The sequence below is a fragment of the Streptomyces sp. NBC_01166 genome, from assembly GCF_045039765.1.
GTDB lineage: Bacteria > Actinomycetota > Actinomycetes > Streptomycetales > Streptomycetaceae > Streptomyces.
In genome coordinates, this window is the sequence record NZ_CP108614.1 from 294,351 (window position 1) to 312,017 (window position 17,667).

Here is a 17,667-nt window from a genome sequence, read left to right on the forward strand (position 1 = left end):
CCTGCCGACCGCTCGGATGTCGCGCACGGGCGCGGTGACCGCCCACGAGCGCACAGGAGCATGTACTTCCGGGGCGGCCCCTATGAGTCCTGAAAGTTCGGTCACAACCATTCGTTGATGGCTGCGATGAAGACGGTTGCCTCGTAACGGACCGCGAGCTCGTCATACCGTGTGGCGAGAGCGCGACCCGCGCCGAGCCGCTGGCCGCATCCCGTCACCGGATTCTCGCCGCCTGACCCCTACGGCAGGGGGGCCTGGAGCGTGCCGGTAGATCTGCGGGACGGCAGGCCCCCACGTCTCCTGGCTGCGCGTGGCTTGTCTATGCTGCCGCCATGGGTCTGGATCTCATGCTCTTCATGGCGGACTGGGAGCAGTTGAGCGCCGTCCCCGTCGACAAACGCATTGACGCACTGGACGACACCACGCGGCCATTGGAACTCGATGGCCAATACCCCGTACAGCGGTACGGGACGACCTGCGGTTGGCTGTGGCTCCCGGATCGGGAGTCTGCGTGGTGCGCCGAGTACGAGTTCCACACCACCACCGGCTCCTACAGCCCGCATTATCGCGCGGGTCACGCGTGGGACGAGATGCGGCCCTTTGCCTCTGCATCAGTGCGTGCGGAGATGGACACCTTTCTCGATGGTCTGATCTGGGATGCGGATCCGGCGAACGACCCTTCGTTGACGGGTGGCGGAGGATTCTTCCCGCCGGCTACCGATCGCGGAGGGCCCCGCGTCCTGCTCGTGTGTCCGCCCGAGGCAGTACCGGGTAAGGCCCGTGCGTGGGAGCGGGCCAAGCCCCACCTCGAAGAGTTGCGCGGGCCGTTCGCCGCCGAGTGCGAGGGCTGGGCAGGCTTCCCGGACACCTTCGAGGACTTCACCGCCCTGTTGGATGAATGGGGTGACGTGACCGCGGAGGCCGCCCGCCGTGGCTGGGGTCTCGTAGGTCTGCCCTAACCGCGCAGCGACGGGCACGCCCCGCCGGCACTGTCCGTGGCCGGTGTCAAAATCCCCGGACCGCTATGCGAGGAGATCACATGGGAACCTGGGACCTCGGCCCCTCGGAGCCGCTACCAGAGTTCCCCGAAGATCTCGTGCCGGCCACGAGGAGCTGCTCCCAACCGCAGACGCGCTCCACTGGCCCGTGCCCAAGCGTTGCGGTCGAACCGTGAGGAGGGCCGCCGGGTACCGGCGGCCCTCTTTCCGCATGCCGGGGTCTCGCCCTGGCTCGACTCGATGTGCACGCCTGCGCGGGGGCGTCAGCGATCCGGCGCCGCAGGTTCTAGAAGTGATCGGGGAGCCAGGGTTCGTGTCCCGTGGTGATCTGGATCAGTTTGCTGAGTGCTTCCTCGGACGTGGCGGTTACTCCTGCGAGGCGTGCTGAGGCTGTCGACGGGTAGCCGCCGGCGTACCAGACGGCCAGCTGCCGCCGGGTGAGGCGCACCTCCCCTGCTGTGTGCGCCCTGTTGATCTGGGCGGTGCCGTCGTGGACGCTGAGCAGGTACTCCTGCCAGCTCCCGGCTTCCTCGCCTTCGACGGTCACGGGCACGGTGGTGCTGAGGCTGGTCGGCCAGCCGCGCAGTCGCACCGCTTCCTGGAGGTCGAGGATGCGGAGCATCCACGGGTGCCAGGCTTCCGCAGGATGCCGGTGAGAGCGGAGGACCTGGCCCGGCGTGCCAGCTTCGTTCTCGTCGCGGATTGGCAACGCATCAACAGCAACCGCCCACGTCTGGTGTGACGCAACGGCGTGCACTTCGACGACGTGAAGTTCTTGGGTGTTTCGACAGGACGCGACGAAGCTCGGCAAATAGGCGGTAAAGCAGTCAGGTATGGCCAGGTCGCGAAGGGTGCTCTCGCGCCAACCGGGCGGGCAGGCGCCGGGCGCGGATGAGCTGGTGGACGACCGTGGTGCTTTCCTCGGGGTGCGGAAGCAGGTCGATGGCCTCGACGCGGAAGCCGTACTCGGTGAGCAGGTCCTTCCACAGCTGCGGTGCCAGGACCCACATCTGCGTGGGCAGGGGCGGGTCGTCGCGCAGCAGGATCATCTGCTCGCGCGGTGCCACCTCAGCGGACGGGCCGTGCCCGTGCAGGTCGGTGTGCAGGAGCGAGAGGATCAAGGGGGCGCCCGGACGCAGGCCGGCGCGCAGCGCCGGCAGCGAGCGATGCGGGTCGATGAAGGCGAGCGTCCCGATCGCGTACGCGGCGTCGAACGGCTCGACTCCGTCCAGGTACTCGGCCGCGTCTGCTTGGACGAATTCCACGCCGTGAACGTCTACGTGGGTGGAGACGGCGCGTTCATGCTGGGTCGGGGACAGCTCGATGCCGGTGACGCGGGCTCCATGTGCTTGGACGAGATGGACGGCGTGGTGGCCGGCTCCGGACCCGATGTCCAGGACCCGGCGGCCGGCGACGTCACCGAGGACTTCTGCGCCCGGGCCGGTCCCTTCCCAGGGCGTCCAGCCGAGCCGGTCGGGGATGGGCGGGGTGTAGGCGCGGGCCAGTTGGCGCTGGCCGTAGATCTGCCAGGCTCGGGTGTTGGTCTCCTCGGCGGGCACGGGTGCCTCCTGGATAGGGGGTTGGGGATCAGGTGGGCGTGATCAGATAGGCGGGGCCCTCGCCGCGCCGGGCTCGTTCGATGGCATCGAGGCGAGCGACGGCGCGCGGCGCCATCAGCTCCTGCCGGGTCGCGAGGTCGTGCCCGCATGTCGTGCTCGGCGTGATCGAGGCAGATACGGCCAAGCCGGTCAGCGGTCAGCTGCCCTCCGTCGAAGATGAGCCCCGCCCTGTTCAGCGGTTGTCGCGGGCCAGCATGCAGGAAGTGCGTCAGAAGGAGCTCCGGCGAGTCCAGGCCGAGTTCGAGACCCGTCCCCTCAACCGCCTCGCGCCAGGCGGTCTGCAGCGAGGCCCTGCGCCCGTCGCGTCCGGGTTGCCCCCCGGGAACTGCCAGAGTCCGAGCCATAGACCGAGCGGAGCTGGACCGGTCGGCCGTGTTTGTCACGGATGTACAGGTAGCCGTACACCGTGTGGTGGGGGACGGTCCGCGCGTACGCCTTGGCCGTCATCGGATTCGGGCGGCCGGGCCGGGCAGGGCGCTGGTCGAACGCGAGGGCGCCGAACGCCGAGAACTTCCTTGGCCGGCAGGTAGATGCTGCGGAGAGTGCGAGCAGTTCGCCGGGCGGCAACCTCGATCGTCTCGCGGCCGGCTTCCACTTGGCGGTAGTACAGCTCGAGCAGGTGCATGTGGTGCTCGTTTGGTTCGTCTCCGGCCGTCGGGCTCGGGACGGCTGGGATCGCCTGCTGGGTGTTGTCAGCACGCGTGCCTCCGTTCGATGAGTTCCGTCCGTCGCGGCCTTGGGTTCGCATTCGGGTCAGGGTGCGGTGGTCGCGCATCTGTGTTCCCGGATCGTCGGCGTGGGTGGCGCGGAAATAGAGGAGGCTTCCGGCGCGCTACGGCAGTTCGATCGGTCCGTAACGCGCGTGCGGCGCCTGCCGTATCAGCACGTTGTACCGGTCCGCTACCGAGAAGTGCCAGAACTTGGTCGCGTAGTTGGTAAAACCTGCGTTCTCCATGGCGTTGAGCAGCAGCGTGCGGTGGTGGCGCGCCCGACCGCTGAGGTTCCGGGCGTGAGTGAAGCAGGCACCGTCGCTCTCCTCGGGGGAGGCATTGACGCGGGTACCGAGGTCGAGTTCGTGGCCATCCTGGTCGACGAGGGTTACGTCCACGGCCGCGCCCGCGGAGTGGGGTGCGATCTCCGGTGGTGACACGTACCGGCTGGCGTCCTGGTGCAGCTGGTCAGCTGCCCAGTCGGGGTGAGCGGTGGCCAGCTCGTCCCGGTACTCGGTGAAGTAGTGCTGCTGGAGGGCCGGCGGCCGGTAGCCCTCGATGAACAGCAGGTCGGTACCAGCGGGCAGGAGCGAGCGGGCGTGCTCCAGCCGGGCCAGGACGCCTTCGCGGACGTGGGCGAACGCGCCCAGCGGATCGTGCTTGCGGGGATCGACGCGGAAGCTGTGGTCCCGCACGTCGACGAGCGGTTCCCCGCACTCGTGCACCGGGATCGCGGCAACCTGCGGATAGGACATCAACACCAGAGGGTTCATCGAGTCTCCCGGCGACGGCTCGCACTGCGGCGGCACGATGGGCGACGCAGAGGCCAGATCGGTTTCGTGCAGAATTTGCGCGATTGTGTCCTGCAGCGCGCTGTCGGCCGGGATCACGGTCTCCAGGCCGTCGGGCAGCAGATCCAGTTCGCGGTACCAGGAGACGAGGTGGCTGTCGGTGACTTGCGCGAGGTACGCGGCATCCGCCTTCGAGGCGTGCCGGGTAAACGTCGTTTCCAGCGGTACGTCCAGGTAGTAGCAGCTGGAGACGCCGCGGTGGTCCCGTACCAGTGTCGTGATCATGTGGCTGTAGCGGTCGGAGTACAGGATTCCTTCGAGCACCACGTGAAAGCCGGCGTTCAGTGCTTCGCGTGCGATCCTGCCCAGTAGGGCGATGTTGGTGCCGCGCGCGGTGTCGTGTTCCCTGAGCACATTCCGGCGGATCATGTCCTGGCCCACGATCGCGATACCGCGGCCGTGGTGATCTCGCAGGCCCTGGGCCACGGTCGTCTTGGGGCCGCAATTGCAGCGGACAGACGACGGTGTGCACCGCGCGGTGTACCGATCATGCGGGCCAGCCCGTCTCGCTGTACAGCTCCCCGTCCTGGATCTTCGCGATTGCCACTCGGGCGTAGGGGACAAGGTTGTCGGGGAGCGCTTCCGGGTCCCAGAATGTCCACTGGGTGCACTTGTCCGGCTCGCGCAGCTCCGGCTCGCCGACCCAGGTGTGGGCGCGGAAGAACAGGCCCACGCGGGGCCGGTCTCCGGCCTGGTCGATGTGGTGGACGACGTGGACGAGTTCGACGTCCCGACGCTCGATGTGCAGGCCGGCTTCCTCCCGTGCCTCCCTGATCAGGCAGGTGATGGCGTTCTCCTGTTCGCAGTGGCCGGCCAAGGCGTGCCAGGTGGACGGCGCGAACTTGGAGTCTGGGTGGCGCAGCCCGAGCAGCACCGTCCCGTCGCGCCGCTCCAGGTAGAGGTGGACGCCGATGACGTTGAGAACCGTGCCGTGCGGCGAAGCTGGGCGGCGCTCCTCGGGCGAGAAGAGCCCGCTCAGCGACGCGGTGCTGGAGGCGAGGGCCGGGTGGCTGGCGGCGTGGCGGCGTACGAGGTCGCTGGTGGTGTCTGCGATTCGGAGGCGGTGGAGGACGTCGGGGGTGAACCAAGCCAGCATCACCCCTTCCGTCAGGCGGAGTTCCCGGGGGTCGCCGTTCCAGCGGCCGGCGTAGATGGCGATGGGCACGCTCGCTCCGGCGTCGTCGGAGGTGTACTCGGTGCCGAACGGGGTCAGGTCGACGATGTCGAGGCCGGCTTCCTCGGCCAGTTCGCGCCGCACGGTGTGTTCCAGGGTGGTGTCCTGGGGTTCTCGGCCGCCGCCGAGGAGTGACCACATGCCCGGTTCCCAGATCTGGCCGGGGAAGTAGTCGCGCAGGTGGAGCAGGTATGCACCGCGGTCGTTGTAGATCAGGGCGGAGGCGTTGGCTGTCTCCGGTTCGACGGCGGGTGTGAGCTTGAGCAGCTTGTCGCGCAGGGAGGGGGAGGCCACCTTGTCCAGGGGACGCCACTCGATGCCGCCGACTTCTTCTTCCTGCAGCACCACGGGCACCTCCTTGGCGGTGCGTAGGCGGAAGAGGAAGCGGAAGTCGAAGTGCTGGTGGCCGGGTTCGCCTTTGCCCGGGTGGGCGTCGATGTCGTGGATGTCGATGTCGAACGGTACGGCCTCGTAACCGGACCACGGTGCCACGGCCTGAAATGGGATCCTGGTCTCTTCATGCAGCTCCCGAAGGGCCGTCTCTGCCAGGGAGTCGTCGACGGGTTCGGCGTGTCCGCCTGGAGCGAGTAGCTTCCCGCTCGCCAGGTGGAGCACGTGCAGGACGCGGCCGAGGGTGTCGACGACGATGGCGCCGCAGGTGACGTGCCCGGCGAAGGCGGAGCGGCTGGCGACGTCGGTGGGCCGGTCGAGTGCTTCCAGGAGGCCGCCGAGCTGCGCTCGCTCGTGAGGGTGACGAGCGAGGTAGGTCTCGACGGTGGTGCGGATGTGGTGGTGCGACAGCGACATGGGTGTTCCTCAGGGGGCGCGATGCGGAACGAGTCAAGGCGGGGCGTTCTCGTCAGCTCAGCTGCATCCTCTCCGCTGGGACTTCCTCGATGGCGGTTGGGCCAGCGGTGGGCAGGTCCCAGAGCTCCCGGGCCGTTTCAGTGGCGAGTGGGCTTGCCGCGCTCTTGGCGGGCTCCATCCGAGCAGGGCGGTGGCATGGGCCGGGGGTGGCGAGCAGGCGCGCGAAGGGGCGGCCCGTAGCGGGGCCGACGGCTGTCCGCCCGTTGCCGGCGACACGGGCGGCTAGGCGGAGCGTGGCGTTGGGCCCCACCCCGTCGTAGACCTCGCCATTTAGCGACCTCAGGTTGTGTGTCCGTCTCACTCGTTCAGGTGCAGTCTTGCCAGATCCCGTGAGTCTTTAACTACCGGTCTGCTTGCGTTCGCCTTCTACGCGACGAACGGGGAGAAGCTCACCTTGAGAAAAAATCTGGTTCTGAAAGATTTGCGCGTCCAGAGGATCCGAGGGGCCGACGGCAGCTGGTCATTCTCGATTCTCAGGCCGGACTGCACGGCAGACGATGAAGCTGAGAGCTATCTGCGCATCTCCGAGGGGTCAGGCCCGCAGGCGACCTACGCCTACTACCTCGTCGATCACCTTCGGTGGCGCATCCGTGAGGGCCTGACCACGGAGACGACGACGCTCCAGGACCTCCAGCGCTACCAAGGAGCAGTGGGTGCACAGGTGCCGATGCCGTACGGGCAACCATGGCGGGTGCCGCCGAACGTCCGTACGGCACGGCGGCCCTGTCGATCTCAGCAACCGTCCTGAAGGGCTTCTATCTGCACCAGTGCGTCAAGCGCGGCATCAACAACGAACTGCGCGAGGCGCTAGACATGTCCCGCCTGCCCACCCAGGCGGACCGCAAGAGGGCCTTCCTGGGGCACGTGATGACCTCGGTTCCGTCGAACCCGCTGACTCCTCCGGACAGCATGCGCCGCCGACACCCGAAGATGCTGCCCGACGGTGCTCGGCCAGAACTGCTGGCCGCGGTGAACACCGCCCGCGACGAGATGGTTGTGACCTGGCTCTCCGACTCGACCTTAAGAATCGGCGGCCTCACCGGCTTGCACCTGGTCGACCTGCACCTGCGGGAGAACGCGGGCTGCGGCGAATGCAAGAGCCCGCACGTCCACGTCTGCCACCGGCAGAACAACCCGAACCGGGCCAGGGCGAAGAAGAAGGAGGACTGGAGCCTGACCAGCGGTGTGATCTGCGGCGGGGAGATCTACCGGGTGAGCCCGGCTATGGTCAGCACCTACTTCAAGTACATGACAACCGAGTACGCGAAGCACGACACTGGGCACGGCATGCTCCTAATCCAACTGGCTGGCCCAACCACCGGCGAGCCGTGGACGGCGGACGCGGCTCGTGGAATGCTGCGGCGGGCAGGGCGACGGGCCCAACTGCCCGGCCGTGTTAAGCCGCACGCGTTTCGACACACGACCACGTCGAAGATCCTGGCCGCCGCGAACGGCGACCCGCTCGTGGCCAAGGCTGCCGGAAACTGGGCATCCGCCGCGATGGTCGATGAGGTCTACGGCCATCCGGATTTGCACTCACCGGAGTTCTCCGCGGCCCTGACCGAGGTCTGGGGGGAATCGGAGTGAGGACCACCACCCACTCAGCACTCTCGCTACTGGTCAACCGCCACGCGGTCTCCCGTACGGTCACCGACCGGCTGGAGATCCTCCAGGCACTCATCAACAGTCCCACCGCCGACCCGATCTTCCGGGGCGACGTGCTCCGCATCCCTGCCGAGCACCCTGTTTACGGATGGCGCTGCAAGGTCGAGGACTGCCAGAGGAGCAAGGAGGGCAACTGGGACCTCTGCCACCGCCACCAAGACCAGTGGACTGCCCTACGCGCTGACGGCGCGCCCTACACCTCGTTCCTAGCCGTCGCGGAACCGCTCCAGACTCGGAGCTGGTCCGAGCCCCGGACCTGCCTGATCTGCCCGGAACTGCCGGCCGTCGGCCACATGGGGCTGTGTATCGTCCACGCGAAGCGGTGGACAGGCTGGGAACGCTGGATGCGCAAGAAAGACCTAGTCCCGCACTTCGATGACTGGCTGCCAAAGCAAGCGGCGCTTCCGGGCCTGGGCAACTGCCTGGTGCTCGCCTGCAGCGAACTTGCCGACCCGCATCCACTCCGCCTGTGTTCCCGCCACCGCACCCTCTACGGCCGCCAGGGCCGGCCGGGCGACGCCCAGGTTCCGGACCGTCGGCAAGGGGCACAGCATGCCGGGCCGGACGGCCACGGGAAGGTCATCTATGGCAACGAGGCCGCGTTCAACCGGTGGTGCCGCACCGCCCCGGCCATTGTGCGGATGACGGGCACCCTCTCCCTGCTCGGCCTGCGGCCGCTGGTGAAGGCTGAACTGCAGTGGATCTTGCTTCACCACTCCGCAACCTTGATCGAAGGCGCTTACTGGCCACTGCGGTTCGTTCAGACCATCGCCCAGCACTGTCGCGACCACGATGCGGGCTCGCTCACCGATCTCGACCTCGACGGCCTCCCGGATCACTGCCAGAAGATCGTCAAAGCCATGCTCTGCGAACTACGGCTCGTCTACTTCAGCCGCCAGGACACCAAGCAGTCCGGGTTCTTCGAAACCGAGCACTATGGCATCCGCTTCCCTAACTGCAGCAGCCACTTCGACCTGACCTGCATCTCCCAGACCTGGCTAAGGGACATTCTCTGGGACTTCTTCGACGACCTGCTGCGAAACAACCCCCCCCTCGTTCCCAGACGACTTTCAAGGCCATCCGTCGAGCCTGCACTGAACTCAGCGCCTACCTGCTCGCCCAGGCACCGGCAGGCGGCAACGACCCACGTCGGCTGACGGAGCAACACATGCTTGACTTCGTCGCCGACCAGCGTCACCGGGGCCGCAACGGGCTGCCGCCCCTCGGCCTGCACAAAGACCCTGGAGGCCGAGGTCGAAAGCAGGCCCGGGCGACCCCGGACGCGGTTGGCCGGACCTTCGGAGGCGTCCGGCGACTGCTCAGGTTCGGCATGGACGAGGGGCTCACCACCGCAGCCGGCGTCGACCGCCGCTTCATCACCGCCGTGCCGACTGGCGGGACCTCACGCGGCGGCCGGCGCCAGCCGTTCACCGACGAGGTTGCCCGTGCACTCGCCGCCGATGAAAACCTTGCACTTCTCGACCAGCACGACGTCGAAGACCGCGGCCTGCGGGATATCTGGGAGGCCCTGGTCTTCACCGGCCGTCGTGCGAACGAGGTGATCAAACTCCGGCTCGAGTGCGTCGGGCGGATTAATAACCTGCCTGTGCTCTGGCACGACCAGACCAAGGTCGGGAATCTCGATGAGGGAATCCGTATCCCCGAACGGCTTGTCGAACGCATCGAGGTCCGTCAGGCCAAGACCATCGACCGGTTTGTCGAGCGACACGGGCGCAAGCCCACGCCGGAAGAACGAACCCTCATTGCGCTCTTCCCCCGTCGCTCGACCAACCGGGCCGCCCTGCAGAGCGTCAGCTACGGCTTCTTCCAGACCGGCTTCTCAACCTGGGTCAACAAACTCGACATCAAAGGCGTCGCCCACCAGGCCCGTCACACCCTGGCCACCAAACTGCTCAAGGCCGGCGCGAACCTCTCCCACGTCAAGCGCTACCTCGGCCAGGTCTCTGACGCTATGGCCGAGCACTACGCCCACATCGCCAACACCGATCCCAGGCTGAACGAGGCCCTCAACACACTCTGGGTGACCGGGCCCGGCGCAGCCGAGCCCGGTGTCCTCCTATCTTCCGGCGACCCCATGTCCCGTGAACAGGCCCAAGCGTTGGCAATCGACCTCACCCGACGATCCACCCCGGCCGAAGGCGGGTTCTGCACCTTCCAGCCCGTCGTCGACGGCAACGCCTGCCCCTGGAAAATGGACTGCCACAACTGCGAAAAGTTCGTCCTCTCCGGAGCCGACCTCGTCTACTGGCACCGCAAACGCGAGCAATGGCGGATGCAGGCCGAGCGGGCGCCCTCCGGCCATCGCGGACTACTTCCACGAGCTCTTCGAGCCCACCGCCCGCGCGATCGACGGCCTGGAGAAGGCCTTGTCCGCCCTCGGGCTTCTCGACGAGGCCCTCGAACTCGACCTCAGACGGCCCCAGGACTACTTCGGCCGAGTCTGGGCCACCGCGTTCCGCGCGCAGGAACTCGCCCGCCACGAAAAAATTGATGAAGACGGAGGAGCGGCAGCATGAGGCCCTCGAACACCGCGGCCGCCATCGCAGCTCGCCGCACGCAGACCAAGGACAAGCTGGACCGCGTCACCGCGTCACCGCGACCATCGGCCAACTCCGCCGCGAACGCAGCCGACTGACCGTCCGCGGCATCGCTCAACGCGCCCATGTGTCCGCCACGTTCCTCTACGAGAACGCAGAGGCTCGCGCCCTCGTCCAAAACGCTGTCACCGACAGCCGCAGCCGCCGTGATGCCGCCGGCGAGGCCGAACACGAACGCATCGAAGCAAACTGGCGCGAGCGGGCTCTGAATGCCGAAGCCGGGCTCACCCGAATCCAGAAGGAGGTCCTGGTTCAGCGGCAGCGGATCGGTGACCTTATGGGGCAGATCCGCGACTTCGACCGGATGGTCCCCGGTGAGAGCGTTCAGCACCTGATCAGCGAGAACACGAGCCTCAAGCACCAAGTCCAGAGCCTGACCCGTGAGCATCGCAAACTCCAGGAACGACTCGTGGGAGCACGTACCAACCTTCGATTCTCGGACAAGCGCATCGCCGCTCTTGAAGCTCAGATCATCGAACTTAACCACCCTTAAACACCAGTATGAGCAGAGCGAGAGTGGCGACGTCATAGAAGCCGAGTTCTCCTCCAGGTAGGTGACGATCACCGACTGACATCCGGGGCCCAGGAGCGGTCATGCGGGGCGTGTGGGTACGCCGACGCTTCCTTGGCCAGGCTTCAGCTCCTACGGAAGTAGATGGGCGGCCCCCTGGCGCTCTCGATCAACGGCCCGGCCAGGCAGGGTGAGGTAATCCACCCTGTCCTACGCACCCAAGTGCTCAAGGTGAGGCTTGGACGGAAGTCCGAGCTTCCGAGGAGCCGCCCCGGGAAGACCTTCTGCGCCAGGTGTGATCAGCGGGAAGGTCTTCCCCGGTGGCGTCCTTGTAAGCAGCCTTAGCTGTTTCGCTGGCCTGACGACCGGCGGCGAGCTTCATTAGATGCTCGGCTACTTCATGCAAGACGGTGGGGCTGCGCGGCTGGCGCCCGACGACAGGGTCAGGTCCGGGCTCGGAGCCTTTGGTGTCCTTAGCTTCCCGTCCCTCGGTGAGACTGGCGACCACGCCAACGACGGCCACTCCCACGGCGCCGGCGGCGATGATCTTCGGTTTGTGCTTCCTGAACAGGTTTTTCGCGGTTTCGGCGAAAGAGGTGGTGTCGCCGTCCTTGGGAGTGGTCTCGCTGGGCGTGGATGCATTCACCCGCATAGATCTACCGGACCCATCCCTCGCCTGTCGGGCAATCACCCGACATTGCCCGATCAGATTCAGCTACCTGAGCTCCTACCTCAACACGCCCGTCAGTGCGGCCGGGCGGAGAGCTAGTCACCCGATTGGGTGCTACCCGTCACGATGGATCGCTCCCGTATCAACAGCCGTGGCAGATGCTGTGGGTCCAGAGGATGGCGCCGACCCTCATGCCTGCCCAGAGCCTCTCACCACGCCCGGCCAAGGAAGCGAAGCCGGTGAGAGCCGCAAGGGGGTACGCCGGACCCCAGCAGCTCTCTGGCGTCTCTGAGGTTGGCGTACAGCTCAACAAGCCGGCTATCAGCCAGCCCCTCATCCTCGCTTTCGCAAGGTCACTCCTGGACCATCCGGAGGCCACACAGCCTTCCGTCACAGCAGATGGGGGCCGTCTGGCGTGTTACGGAGGGCGCCACCGGGAGGAAGAGGAGCAAACTGCGATCACCGCCGGGATGGTGAACGTCCCGGACACCGTAGGTCGACCGGCCGCGTACGGCGCTGACAAGCAGTGGTTCGACGAGACGTGCCCGGTGGAACTCGGCCGCCCGGTTCAGATTTTCGCTGGCACCAGCACAGTCACCGGCATTCCGATCCTGCAGATCTGACCAGTCATTTGCACCAAAATGGTCCTCTTCAGAACAGCTGCGGGGCCTGTTCCTCTCCTAGCGGCGGTCGCCGACCTCGGACCGCACGTAGCCGGTCAGAGAGGCGAAGTCCGCCGGCTCGTGCGCTTCGACATAGGCGCGGCAGGCGTCGCTGGCTATGACGGTGGGATCCAACATGAGACGGTCGGCAATGGCTCTTGCGTAGTTGTGGTGGTCGGCGACACCGGCGAGCGTCTCGGTGATGTCCACGTTGAACGGGGCTCCGGCGAAGTAGTCCTTGACGGCCGAGTGGAAGAAGACCTCCTTCTCGGGTGGGAGGCTGCCCGGCAGGGTCATGACCCCGTCTGTGCCATCGTGCGGCATGTCTCCGTCGCTCAGGCCCACCGTGCGGCGTTTGGCATTACGCAGGAGCTTCACTGCGGCGGGGATCTCCTGACCTCCGCCGATCTCGAGGAATGCACAGCCGGACAGCAGCTCCGGGTCGGTGGTGCGAAAGATCCAGGTGGTCAGGCAGCGGGCGAAGGCGTCCTCTACACAGATGGTGACGCCGTCAGCTACGCGGCCTTCCCTCTGCAGGTGGGAGTCGATCTGGTAGGTGCTTAGGCCATGGGCGGCTGTGACGTCATTCTCGGGAGTACGGCGCAGGTAGACGACGGATTCTCGGCCAAGCTGCCCCAGAATCGCGGCGCTGTGGGTGGTGAGGATGATCTGGTGACCGTGGCGGCCGGCCACGTCGACGAGGTACTGCGCCAGTCGTACTTGGGCATCGCCGTGGAGGGAGGTTTCGGGTTCCTCTAGGAGGATGAGGCTTTTGGGAGGCGCGGTCTCCAGCGTGTTGACCATGTAGACCACGCGCCCCTCTCCGAAGCCCATGTGGTTTTCGGAGTAGGTCCGACCGCCGCGGCTGGCCATGGCCAATTTGGAGGACTTGGTGGTGGTGCGTACGTCGGCGAACGCCAGCTGGTCGTAGGGCAAGCCTAGGATCCGAGCCACATGCTGAGCTGCCTGCGGTTGCAGCTGATGAGTTTCTCCCAGTTCGAGGGTGCGGGCGCCATAGACGGACATGTCCCGGCGTTCTACTTTCGGGATGAACTGGGTGAAGCCTATGTAGTGGGTGGCACGCTGAGGCTGGCGCTTGTAGCCCGACCACTCCTTGGCCGCCCGTTTGACGGTCAGCTGCTGGGGGGCGGAGCCACCTTCGGTGGCGTAGGTGTAGTGGACCTCAGCGTCGCCTGCGAAGGGATGAGGGTCGGCCGCGGACACCGGGAAGAAGTGGGCCACGTAGAAGCGCTGCAAGGTGTAGTCGTCAGGCTGGCGGAAGGCGCATGCTGCAAGCTGGGCAATGGTGCTCTTGCCCGTTCCGTTGAGCCCTGACAACGCTGTGATGGGCGAGGTGAACGACAGCGTCAGGTCCGGCACCCCCCGGAAGCCCTTAACACGCATCGCCAGCAGCATCGGACCGAAGTTGGCGTGACATGCACGGGTGAACTTCTTGCCCAGCTTCCGCACCTGATCATCATGACTCATTGTCATATGTTCCCAGAGTGTGCCCCGGAAACTGAACGCGCTTGCTGGATGACGCCAGTGGGCCCCCTCACCATCATGTCGGCCTTCCCTTGCGGGTGGGCGCTGCCCAAGCCGGATCTCGCGGCGGCGGGCATCGGGCCCTTCTCGCACATCACCATGAAAGGAGCGGCCGCCCGCTGACCAGCCACGAAGTCATCGTGCAGTCGACCACCGCGATCACCACCCGCACCGGACTGCGTGTGAGGGCCGAACTCGACACCAACACCTACCCAACCGGAGTCCGCATCAGAAACGCGGAGATGGCCGCCCTGCCGCTGACCCGGCACGCGTTCCAGGGCGCTTGGAACTACGCACTGCACCCCCACCCATCACCCGTGATCCCGACGGCCCGGGCCCCGCAGACGCCGGATCCGGAGTGGGACCAGGCCTTGCTTTCCGATCCAGCACTGACTGGGATATCCGGCGCGGTCGGCCGCCTCGGCTGGCCTTCGCCGACCAGGTCCTGGCCGCCGTGCTCCACCTGCGGGCCGCCTTGGCCGCGGAACCCCTCGCATTGCTGTTTGGTACCAGCCGCACCGCGATGCACCTCACCCTCCTGAAGTACCGGCGACTGCTCGAGGCACACGGCATCACCATCACACCGGCGACGACCCCACCCACGGCCCTCGCCGCCCTTCAGGACCGGGTTCAGGCCCAGGCCGGCGAGGACAACAAGATCAAAACAACGTGTTAATGATCTGCAATCCCTTAGGGCGGTGCACTTCATTCGAACCATCCGGCCGCAAGACCGCAGACGGGTTCACTCGCTCCGAGCCGCTCTCCAGGCTGTCCGCGATCAGGAGCATCTGTTCTCCCTGACCCGGCGACCGGCGTCGCGAACGTCGGCGATCCTTATAAAACTTGCCCCTCATTTGAGGTACAGTCTTTATAAGCTCACCGTCGACTCTGGAGGTTCCCTTGACCCTGTCCCTTGTGAAGCCTTTTCCTGAACCCGATGAGGTTCGGGTCCAGTTGGGTGGCGTGGGGACCAGGCTCGAGCTCCTGCATGGGGTGTTGCGCGCGGGCGAGGTCGCGCGGCGCACCGCTGTTCGCAACGATCCGACGGGAACGGCGGGCCGGCGGGCCTATGAGGCGCATGTGCGGACCATCCGCGAGCTGCATATCGAGAAGGAGAGGTGGGCGCGGCTCGTCCACGGACGGCTCGAACTTGTCTGCAATCCGGACCGATCGGTTGCGATGGGCGTGATGGCGGGCAATGCCGCTACGGGGCAGGCAAGTCTGTTCCCGAAGATCGCGCGGCGCCGTGGAGCCGCCACCGAAATGGTCACTCGCGCCAACGCCGGCGATGCCACTGCGTCCGTACAGACGGCTCTGTTCGTGGCTGGTGCGGGCCCTCAGGGGGTTGCGCTGAGCGAAGAAGAGGCCTTCGCCCTGAAGACGTGGTTCCTGCTGTCCTGCCGCATCCAGATCGGTGACTCGGTGCGGATCGACTGCGAGCTGTCGCAGCCGAAGGGCTTCCGGGACGGCTTCGTGATCGAATGGGGTAAGCGGATTCCGCTTCCCGCCCTGGTGATGGACGGAATCGAACTTACGAACGATGATGGGCCTGAAGAGATCGACATCACCGTCGATTTCCGCTGAGGCCGTTGGTGGGGCGGCGAAGCCAGTCGTCCCACCGTGCACCACCAATATCTGAGGCAGCCCCCATGGTGACCCCGTCCCGCATCACACTGGCCCGCAAGCGCAGGGGCCTTACCCTTGCTGAGCTGTCGGACCGAGCTGGGGTGTCACTGCAGAGCCTGTCAAACTACGAAACAGGACGCACTGCACCTCGCCCCGACACTATCGCCAAGATCGCCTCAGCACTCGACTTCCCTGCTGCCTTCTTCGAAGGCCCTGCGCTGGACGAGCTTCCTGCCGAGGGCATCTCGTGGCGGGCACGCAGCAAGACATCGGCCAGGGTCCTTGAAGCCGCGCGAGCCGCGGGCACCCTGGGCGCGATGCTGTATGAGTGGATCGACGAAAGGTTCCGCCTACCGGAAGCGAATGTGCCTTCTCTGGGCAAACCTGACCCGGAAACAGCCGCTGGCATGGTTCGCACCCGCTGGGGTCTAGCGGAAGCGCCAGCGCCCAACATGGTGCACCTCCTGGAAGCACACGGAGTTCGTGTGTTCTCACTCGATCCCGACCATGCTGAGGTCGACGCGTTCGCGGTGTGGCGCGATGGCGTTCCGTTCGTATTCCTCAACACGCTCAAGTCCGCCGAGCGAGGGCGCTTCGATGCGGCCCATGAACTGGGTCACCTCGTCATGCACGGTAGCGAGCACGCCTGCTCAGGCCCCGAGGCCGAACGGCAAGCGAACGATTTTGCCTCCGCGTTCTTGATGCCTCGAGCGAGCGTTCTGGGACACATGCCCTCAGGCGCACATGTCGATCAGATTCTTCGCGGCAAGCAGATCTGGAACGTCTCCGCCATGGCTCTGACCTACCGAATGCACGACCTGGGACTGCTCTCCGACTGGCAATACCGTTCTACCTGCGCCGAGCTGAGCCGGTTGGGATACCGGTCTGGCGAGCCCCAGGGCATGGGCCAGCGAGAAACGTCGCAGGTGTTGACGAAGGTCTTTACCGCCTTGCGGTCGAAGCATGTTCGCCCTGGATCTGTCGCGGCTGACCTCGGGCTCACCAGCGAAGAGATGAACCGACTCATGTTCGGACTCACCCTCACGACCTTCGAAGGTGAGGGTCGGCAGGCTACGGCCGCTGCGACGCGCAGCCTATCCATCGTTCCCTGAAGAGCGCATGCCTGCGCCGGCCGCGGCAGAGCGTGCAATGGGAGGGTGTCCTCATGGGTAACGCCTCATAGGGTTGTCGGGGTGCTGATCGATCCAGGCCAGACCTTCGGGGTCGAGGTGGTGACGGGCCCGAGTGACGGCAACGTAGGCCAAGCGGGCTTCGGATTCTTTGACGGGGCCGGGCACTGGGCGGCCTGAGGAGTCGACGGCGTTGGTGTCGGGGGGTGGAGTGAAGTCGGTGGCGATGCGTACGTGGGCCCATTCCCGGCCTTTGGCTTTGTGGGCGGTGGAAACGGTGACTTTGGCATGGTCCTCGGGAACAAGGCGGTCGACGGCGTGGAGAATGGCGTCAGGGCCGTGTTCGTCTACGAGGTTGGCGAAGGGCTGCAGATCGGCCCCAGCGGGGTCTAGCCTCGCGCTTTCATGAAGCTGGCAGCCCGACGGGTGGTCAGGTAAGCGAAAGGCGCCTCTGAACAGCAACAATGAGGAGCGTCGAGGTCCTTGCTCCTGCCGCCGTCGGAGGCACTTCCCGGGTGAAGAAGCGCGCCCGGACGCCAGACGCTGATCCGTTCACGCGGAGATCAGCTTCTTCCTGTGGGAAATCGCATGAGCGGTCCGGAACAGAGCAAGGGCTAGAGCGCTGACGGCGAGGACAGCGAGAAAGACGATCGTGGGGTTCACCCACGCGGGCACGAGACTGATGTGCTCGTTGCATGCGTTGGCCAACGGGAAGAAGGACTTGCCGTCCGCCCCCGTGCGGTCACGCCATGCCTGGTCGTAGTTGGTGTGATGGGTAAGTTCGCAGGTTTCCCGATCGTCCAGCCCTCCTGCGAATCCCACACCACGGCCATGAAGCCGCAGGCGGCCCCGGAGACACCGACGAGCGCAATAGGCTGCGCGTCCCATGGAGCTCTAACGCCGCGACGCAGCTTCAACAGCCCTGCTAGCAGGACTGCCAGGACCAGGACGAGAACTGCGAAAATGAGGTTTAACATGCATTTTCGCGCTTTCATGAAGCAGGCTGTCCGATGGGTGGCCA

The 17,667-nt window shown here is 66.1% G+C and carries 17 protein-coding genes and 2 pseudogenes; 9 read left to right on the forward strand and 10 right to left on the reverse strand.

Annotated features, from left to right (window positions below):
- Nucleotides 1–101 precede the first annotated feature (101 nt).
- Nucleotides 102–209: pseudogene (locus tag OG379_RS41100) on the reverse strand (IS5/IS1182 family transposase); the annotation flags it as partial.
- Between the two features lie 123 nt (nt 210–332).
- Here OG379_RS41100 and OG379_RS41105 point away from each other — a divergent pair.
- Nucleotides 333–959 carry a hypothetical protein gene (locus tag OG379_RS41105; RefSeq protein WP_331735532.1) on the forward strand — a complete coding sequence of 209 codons (627 nt, stop codon included), beginning with the start codon at nt 333–335 and terminating at the stop codon, nt 957–959.
- A 325-nt stretch (nt 960–1,284) separates the two neighbouring features.
- On the opposite strand, the gene OG379_RS41110 is transcribed toward OG379_RS41105, so the two are convergent.
- From OG379_RS41110 to OG379_RS41130, 5 genes are all read right to left on the reverse strand, one after another.
- Nucleotides 1,285–1,620: a sterol carrier protein domain-containing protein gene (locus tag OG379_RS41110; protein WP_405669037.1), complete on the reverse strand. Its 336-nt coding sequence runs from the start codon at nt 1,618–1,620 to the stop codon at nt 1,285–1,287.
- Between the two features lie 205 nt (nt 1,621–1,825).
- Nucleotides 1,826–2,557: a class I SAM-dependent methyltransferase gene (locus OG379_RS41115; protein WP_331735536.1), complete on the reverse strand. Its 732-nt coding sequence runs from the start codon at nt 2,555–2,557 to the stop codon at nt 1,826–1,828.
- 28 nt (nt 2,558–2,585) lie between these two features.
- Nucleotides 2,586–2,741, reverse strand: coding sequence for a hypothetical protein (locus tag OG379_RS41120; RefSeq protein WP_331735538.1), 156 nt, complete (start codon nt 2,739–2,741; stop codon nt 2,586–2,588).
- A 708-nt stretch (nt 2,742–3,449) separates the two neighbouring features.
- A complete protein-coding gene (locus OG379_RS41125; protein ID WP_405669039.1) occupies nt 3,450–4,547 on the reverse strand; it encodes a M15 family metallopeptidase in 1,098 nt (365 codons plus the stop codon).
- A gap of 118 nt (nt 4,548–4,665) precedes the next feature.
- Nucleotides 4,666–6,159 (reverse strand): NUDIX domain-containing protein, encoded by a 1,494-nt coding sequence (locus OG379_RS41130; RefSeq protein ID WP_331735544.1) that lies wholly within the window; start codon nt 6,157–6,159, stop codon nt 4,666–4,668.
- 744 nt (nt 6,160–6,903) lie between these two features.
- Here OG379_RS41130 and OG379_RS41135 point away from each other — a divergent pair.
- The 4 genes from OG379_RS41135 to OG379_RS41150 are packed head-to-tail and all read left to right on the forward strand — an operon-like array spanning nt 6,904 to nt 10,995.
- On the forward strand, nt 6,904–7,806 hold the full coding sequence (locus OG379_RS41135; protein WP_331735548.1) for a tyrosine-type recombinase/integrase: 903 nt from the start codon (nt 6,904–6,906) through the stop codon (nt 7,804–7,806).
- A complete protein-coding gene (locus OG379_RS41140) occupies nt 7,803–9,041 on the forward strand; it encodes a hypothetical protein (RefSeq protein WP_331735550.1) in 1,239 nt (412 codons plus the stop codon). Before OG379_RS41135 ends, OG379_RS41140 begins: the two co-directional genes overlap by 4 nt.
- An 11-nt stretch (nt 9,042–9,052) precedes the next feature.
- Nucleotides 9,053–10,396, forward strand: a complete 1,344-nt coding sequence (locus OG379_RS41145) for a tyrosine-type recombinase/integrase (RefSeq protein ID WP_331735553.1) — start codon at nt 9,053–9,055, stop codon at nt 10,394–10,396.
- Nucleotides 10,396–10,995 (forward strand): hypothetical protein, encoded by a 600-nt coding sequence (locus OG379_RS41150; protein ID WP_331735555.1) that lies wholly within the window; start codon nt 10,396–10,398, stop codon nt 10,993–10,995. Before OG379_RS41145 ends, OG379_RS41150 begins: the two co-directional genes overlap by 1 nt.
- A gap of 244 nt (nt 10,996–11,239) precedes the next feature.
- Here the strand turns inward: OG379_RS41150 and OG379_RS41155 are convergent, their stop codons facing one another.
- Complete coding sequence (locus tag OG379_RS41155; RefSeq protein ID WP_331735556.1) at nt 11,240–11,659, reverse strand: hypothetical protein; 420 nt, start codon at nt 11,657–11,659, stop codon at nt 11,240–11,242.
- A 215-nt stretch (nt 11,660–11,874) separates the two neighbouring features.
- On the opposite strand from OG379_RS41155, the gene OG379_RS41160 reads away from it, so the two are divergent.
- The gene (locus OG379_RS41160; RefSeq protein WP_331735557.1) at nt 11,875–12,306 is read left to right on the forward strand and encodes a hypothetical protein; all 432 of its coding nucleotides are present in this window, start codon (nt 11,875–11,877) and stop codon (nt 12,304–12,306) included.
- Between the two features lie 57 nt (nt 12,307–12,363).
- Here the strand turns inward: OG379_RS41160 and OG379_RS41165 are convergent, their stop codons facing one another.
- Nucleotides 12,364–13,833, reverse strand: a complete 1,470-nt coding sequence (locus tag OG379_RS41165) for an AAA family ATPase (protein ID WP_331735558.1) — start codon at nt 13,831–13,833, stop codon at nt 12,364–12,366.
- A gap of 141 nt (nt 13,834–13,974) precedes the next feature.
- Here OG379_RS41165 and OG379_RS41170 point away from each other — a divergent pair.
- The 3 genes and pseudogenes from OG379_RS41170 to OG379_RS41180 form a co-directional block, all read left to right on the forward strand.
- Nucleotides 13,975–14,566: pseudogene (locus tag OG379_RS41170) on the forward strand (ISAzo13-like element transposase-related protein); the annotation flags it as partial.
- A gap of 224 nt (nt 14,567–14,790) precedes the next feature.
- A complete protein-coding gene (locus OG379_RS41175) occupies nt 14,791–15,474 on the forward strand; it encodes a hypothetical protein (protein ID WP_405669042.1) in 684 nt (227 codons plus the stop codon).
- A gap of 65 nt (nt 15,475–15,539) precedes the next feature.
- Nucleotides 15,540–16,628: an XRE family transcriptional regulator gene (locus OG379_RS41180; protein WP_331735560.1), complete on the forward strand. Its 1,089-nt coding sequence runs from the start codon at nt 15,540–15,542 to the stop codon at nt 16,626–16,628.
- A 51-nt stretch (nt 16,629–16,679) separates the two neighbouring features.
- Here OG379_RS41180 and OG379_RS41185 read toward each other — a convergent pair whose 3' ends face one another.
- On the reverse strand, nt 16,680–16,973 hold the full coding sequence (locus tag OG379_RS41185; RefSeq protein ID WP_405669076.1) for a 3'-5' exonuclease: 294 nt from the start codon (nt 16,971–16,973) through the stop codon (nt 16,680–16,682).
- A 225-nt stretch (nt 16,974–17,198) separates the two neighbouring features.
- The gene (locus tag OG379_RS41190; protein WP_331735561.1) at nt 17,199–17,468 is read right to left on the reverse strand and encodes a hypothetical protein; all 270 of its coding nucleotides are present in this window, start codon (nt 17,466–17,468) and stop codon (nt 17,199–17,201) included.
- Between the last annotated feature and the right edge of the window lie 199 nt (nt 17,469–17,667).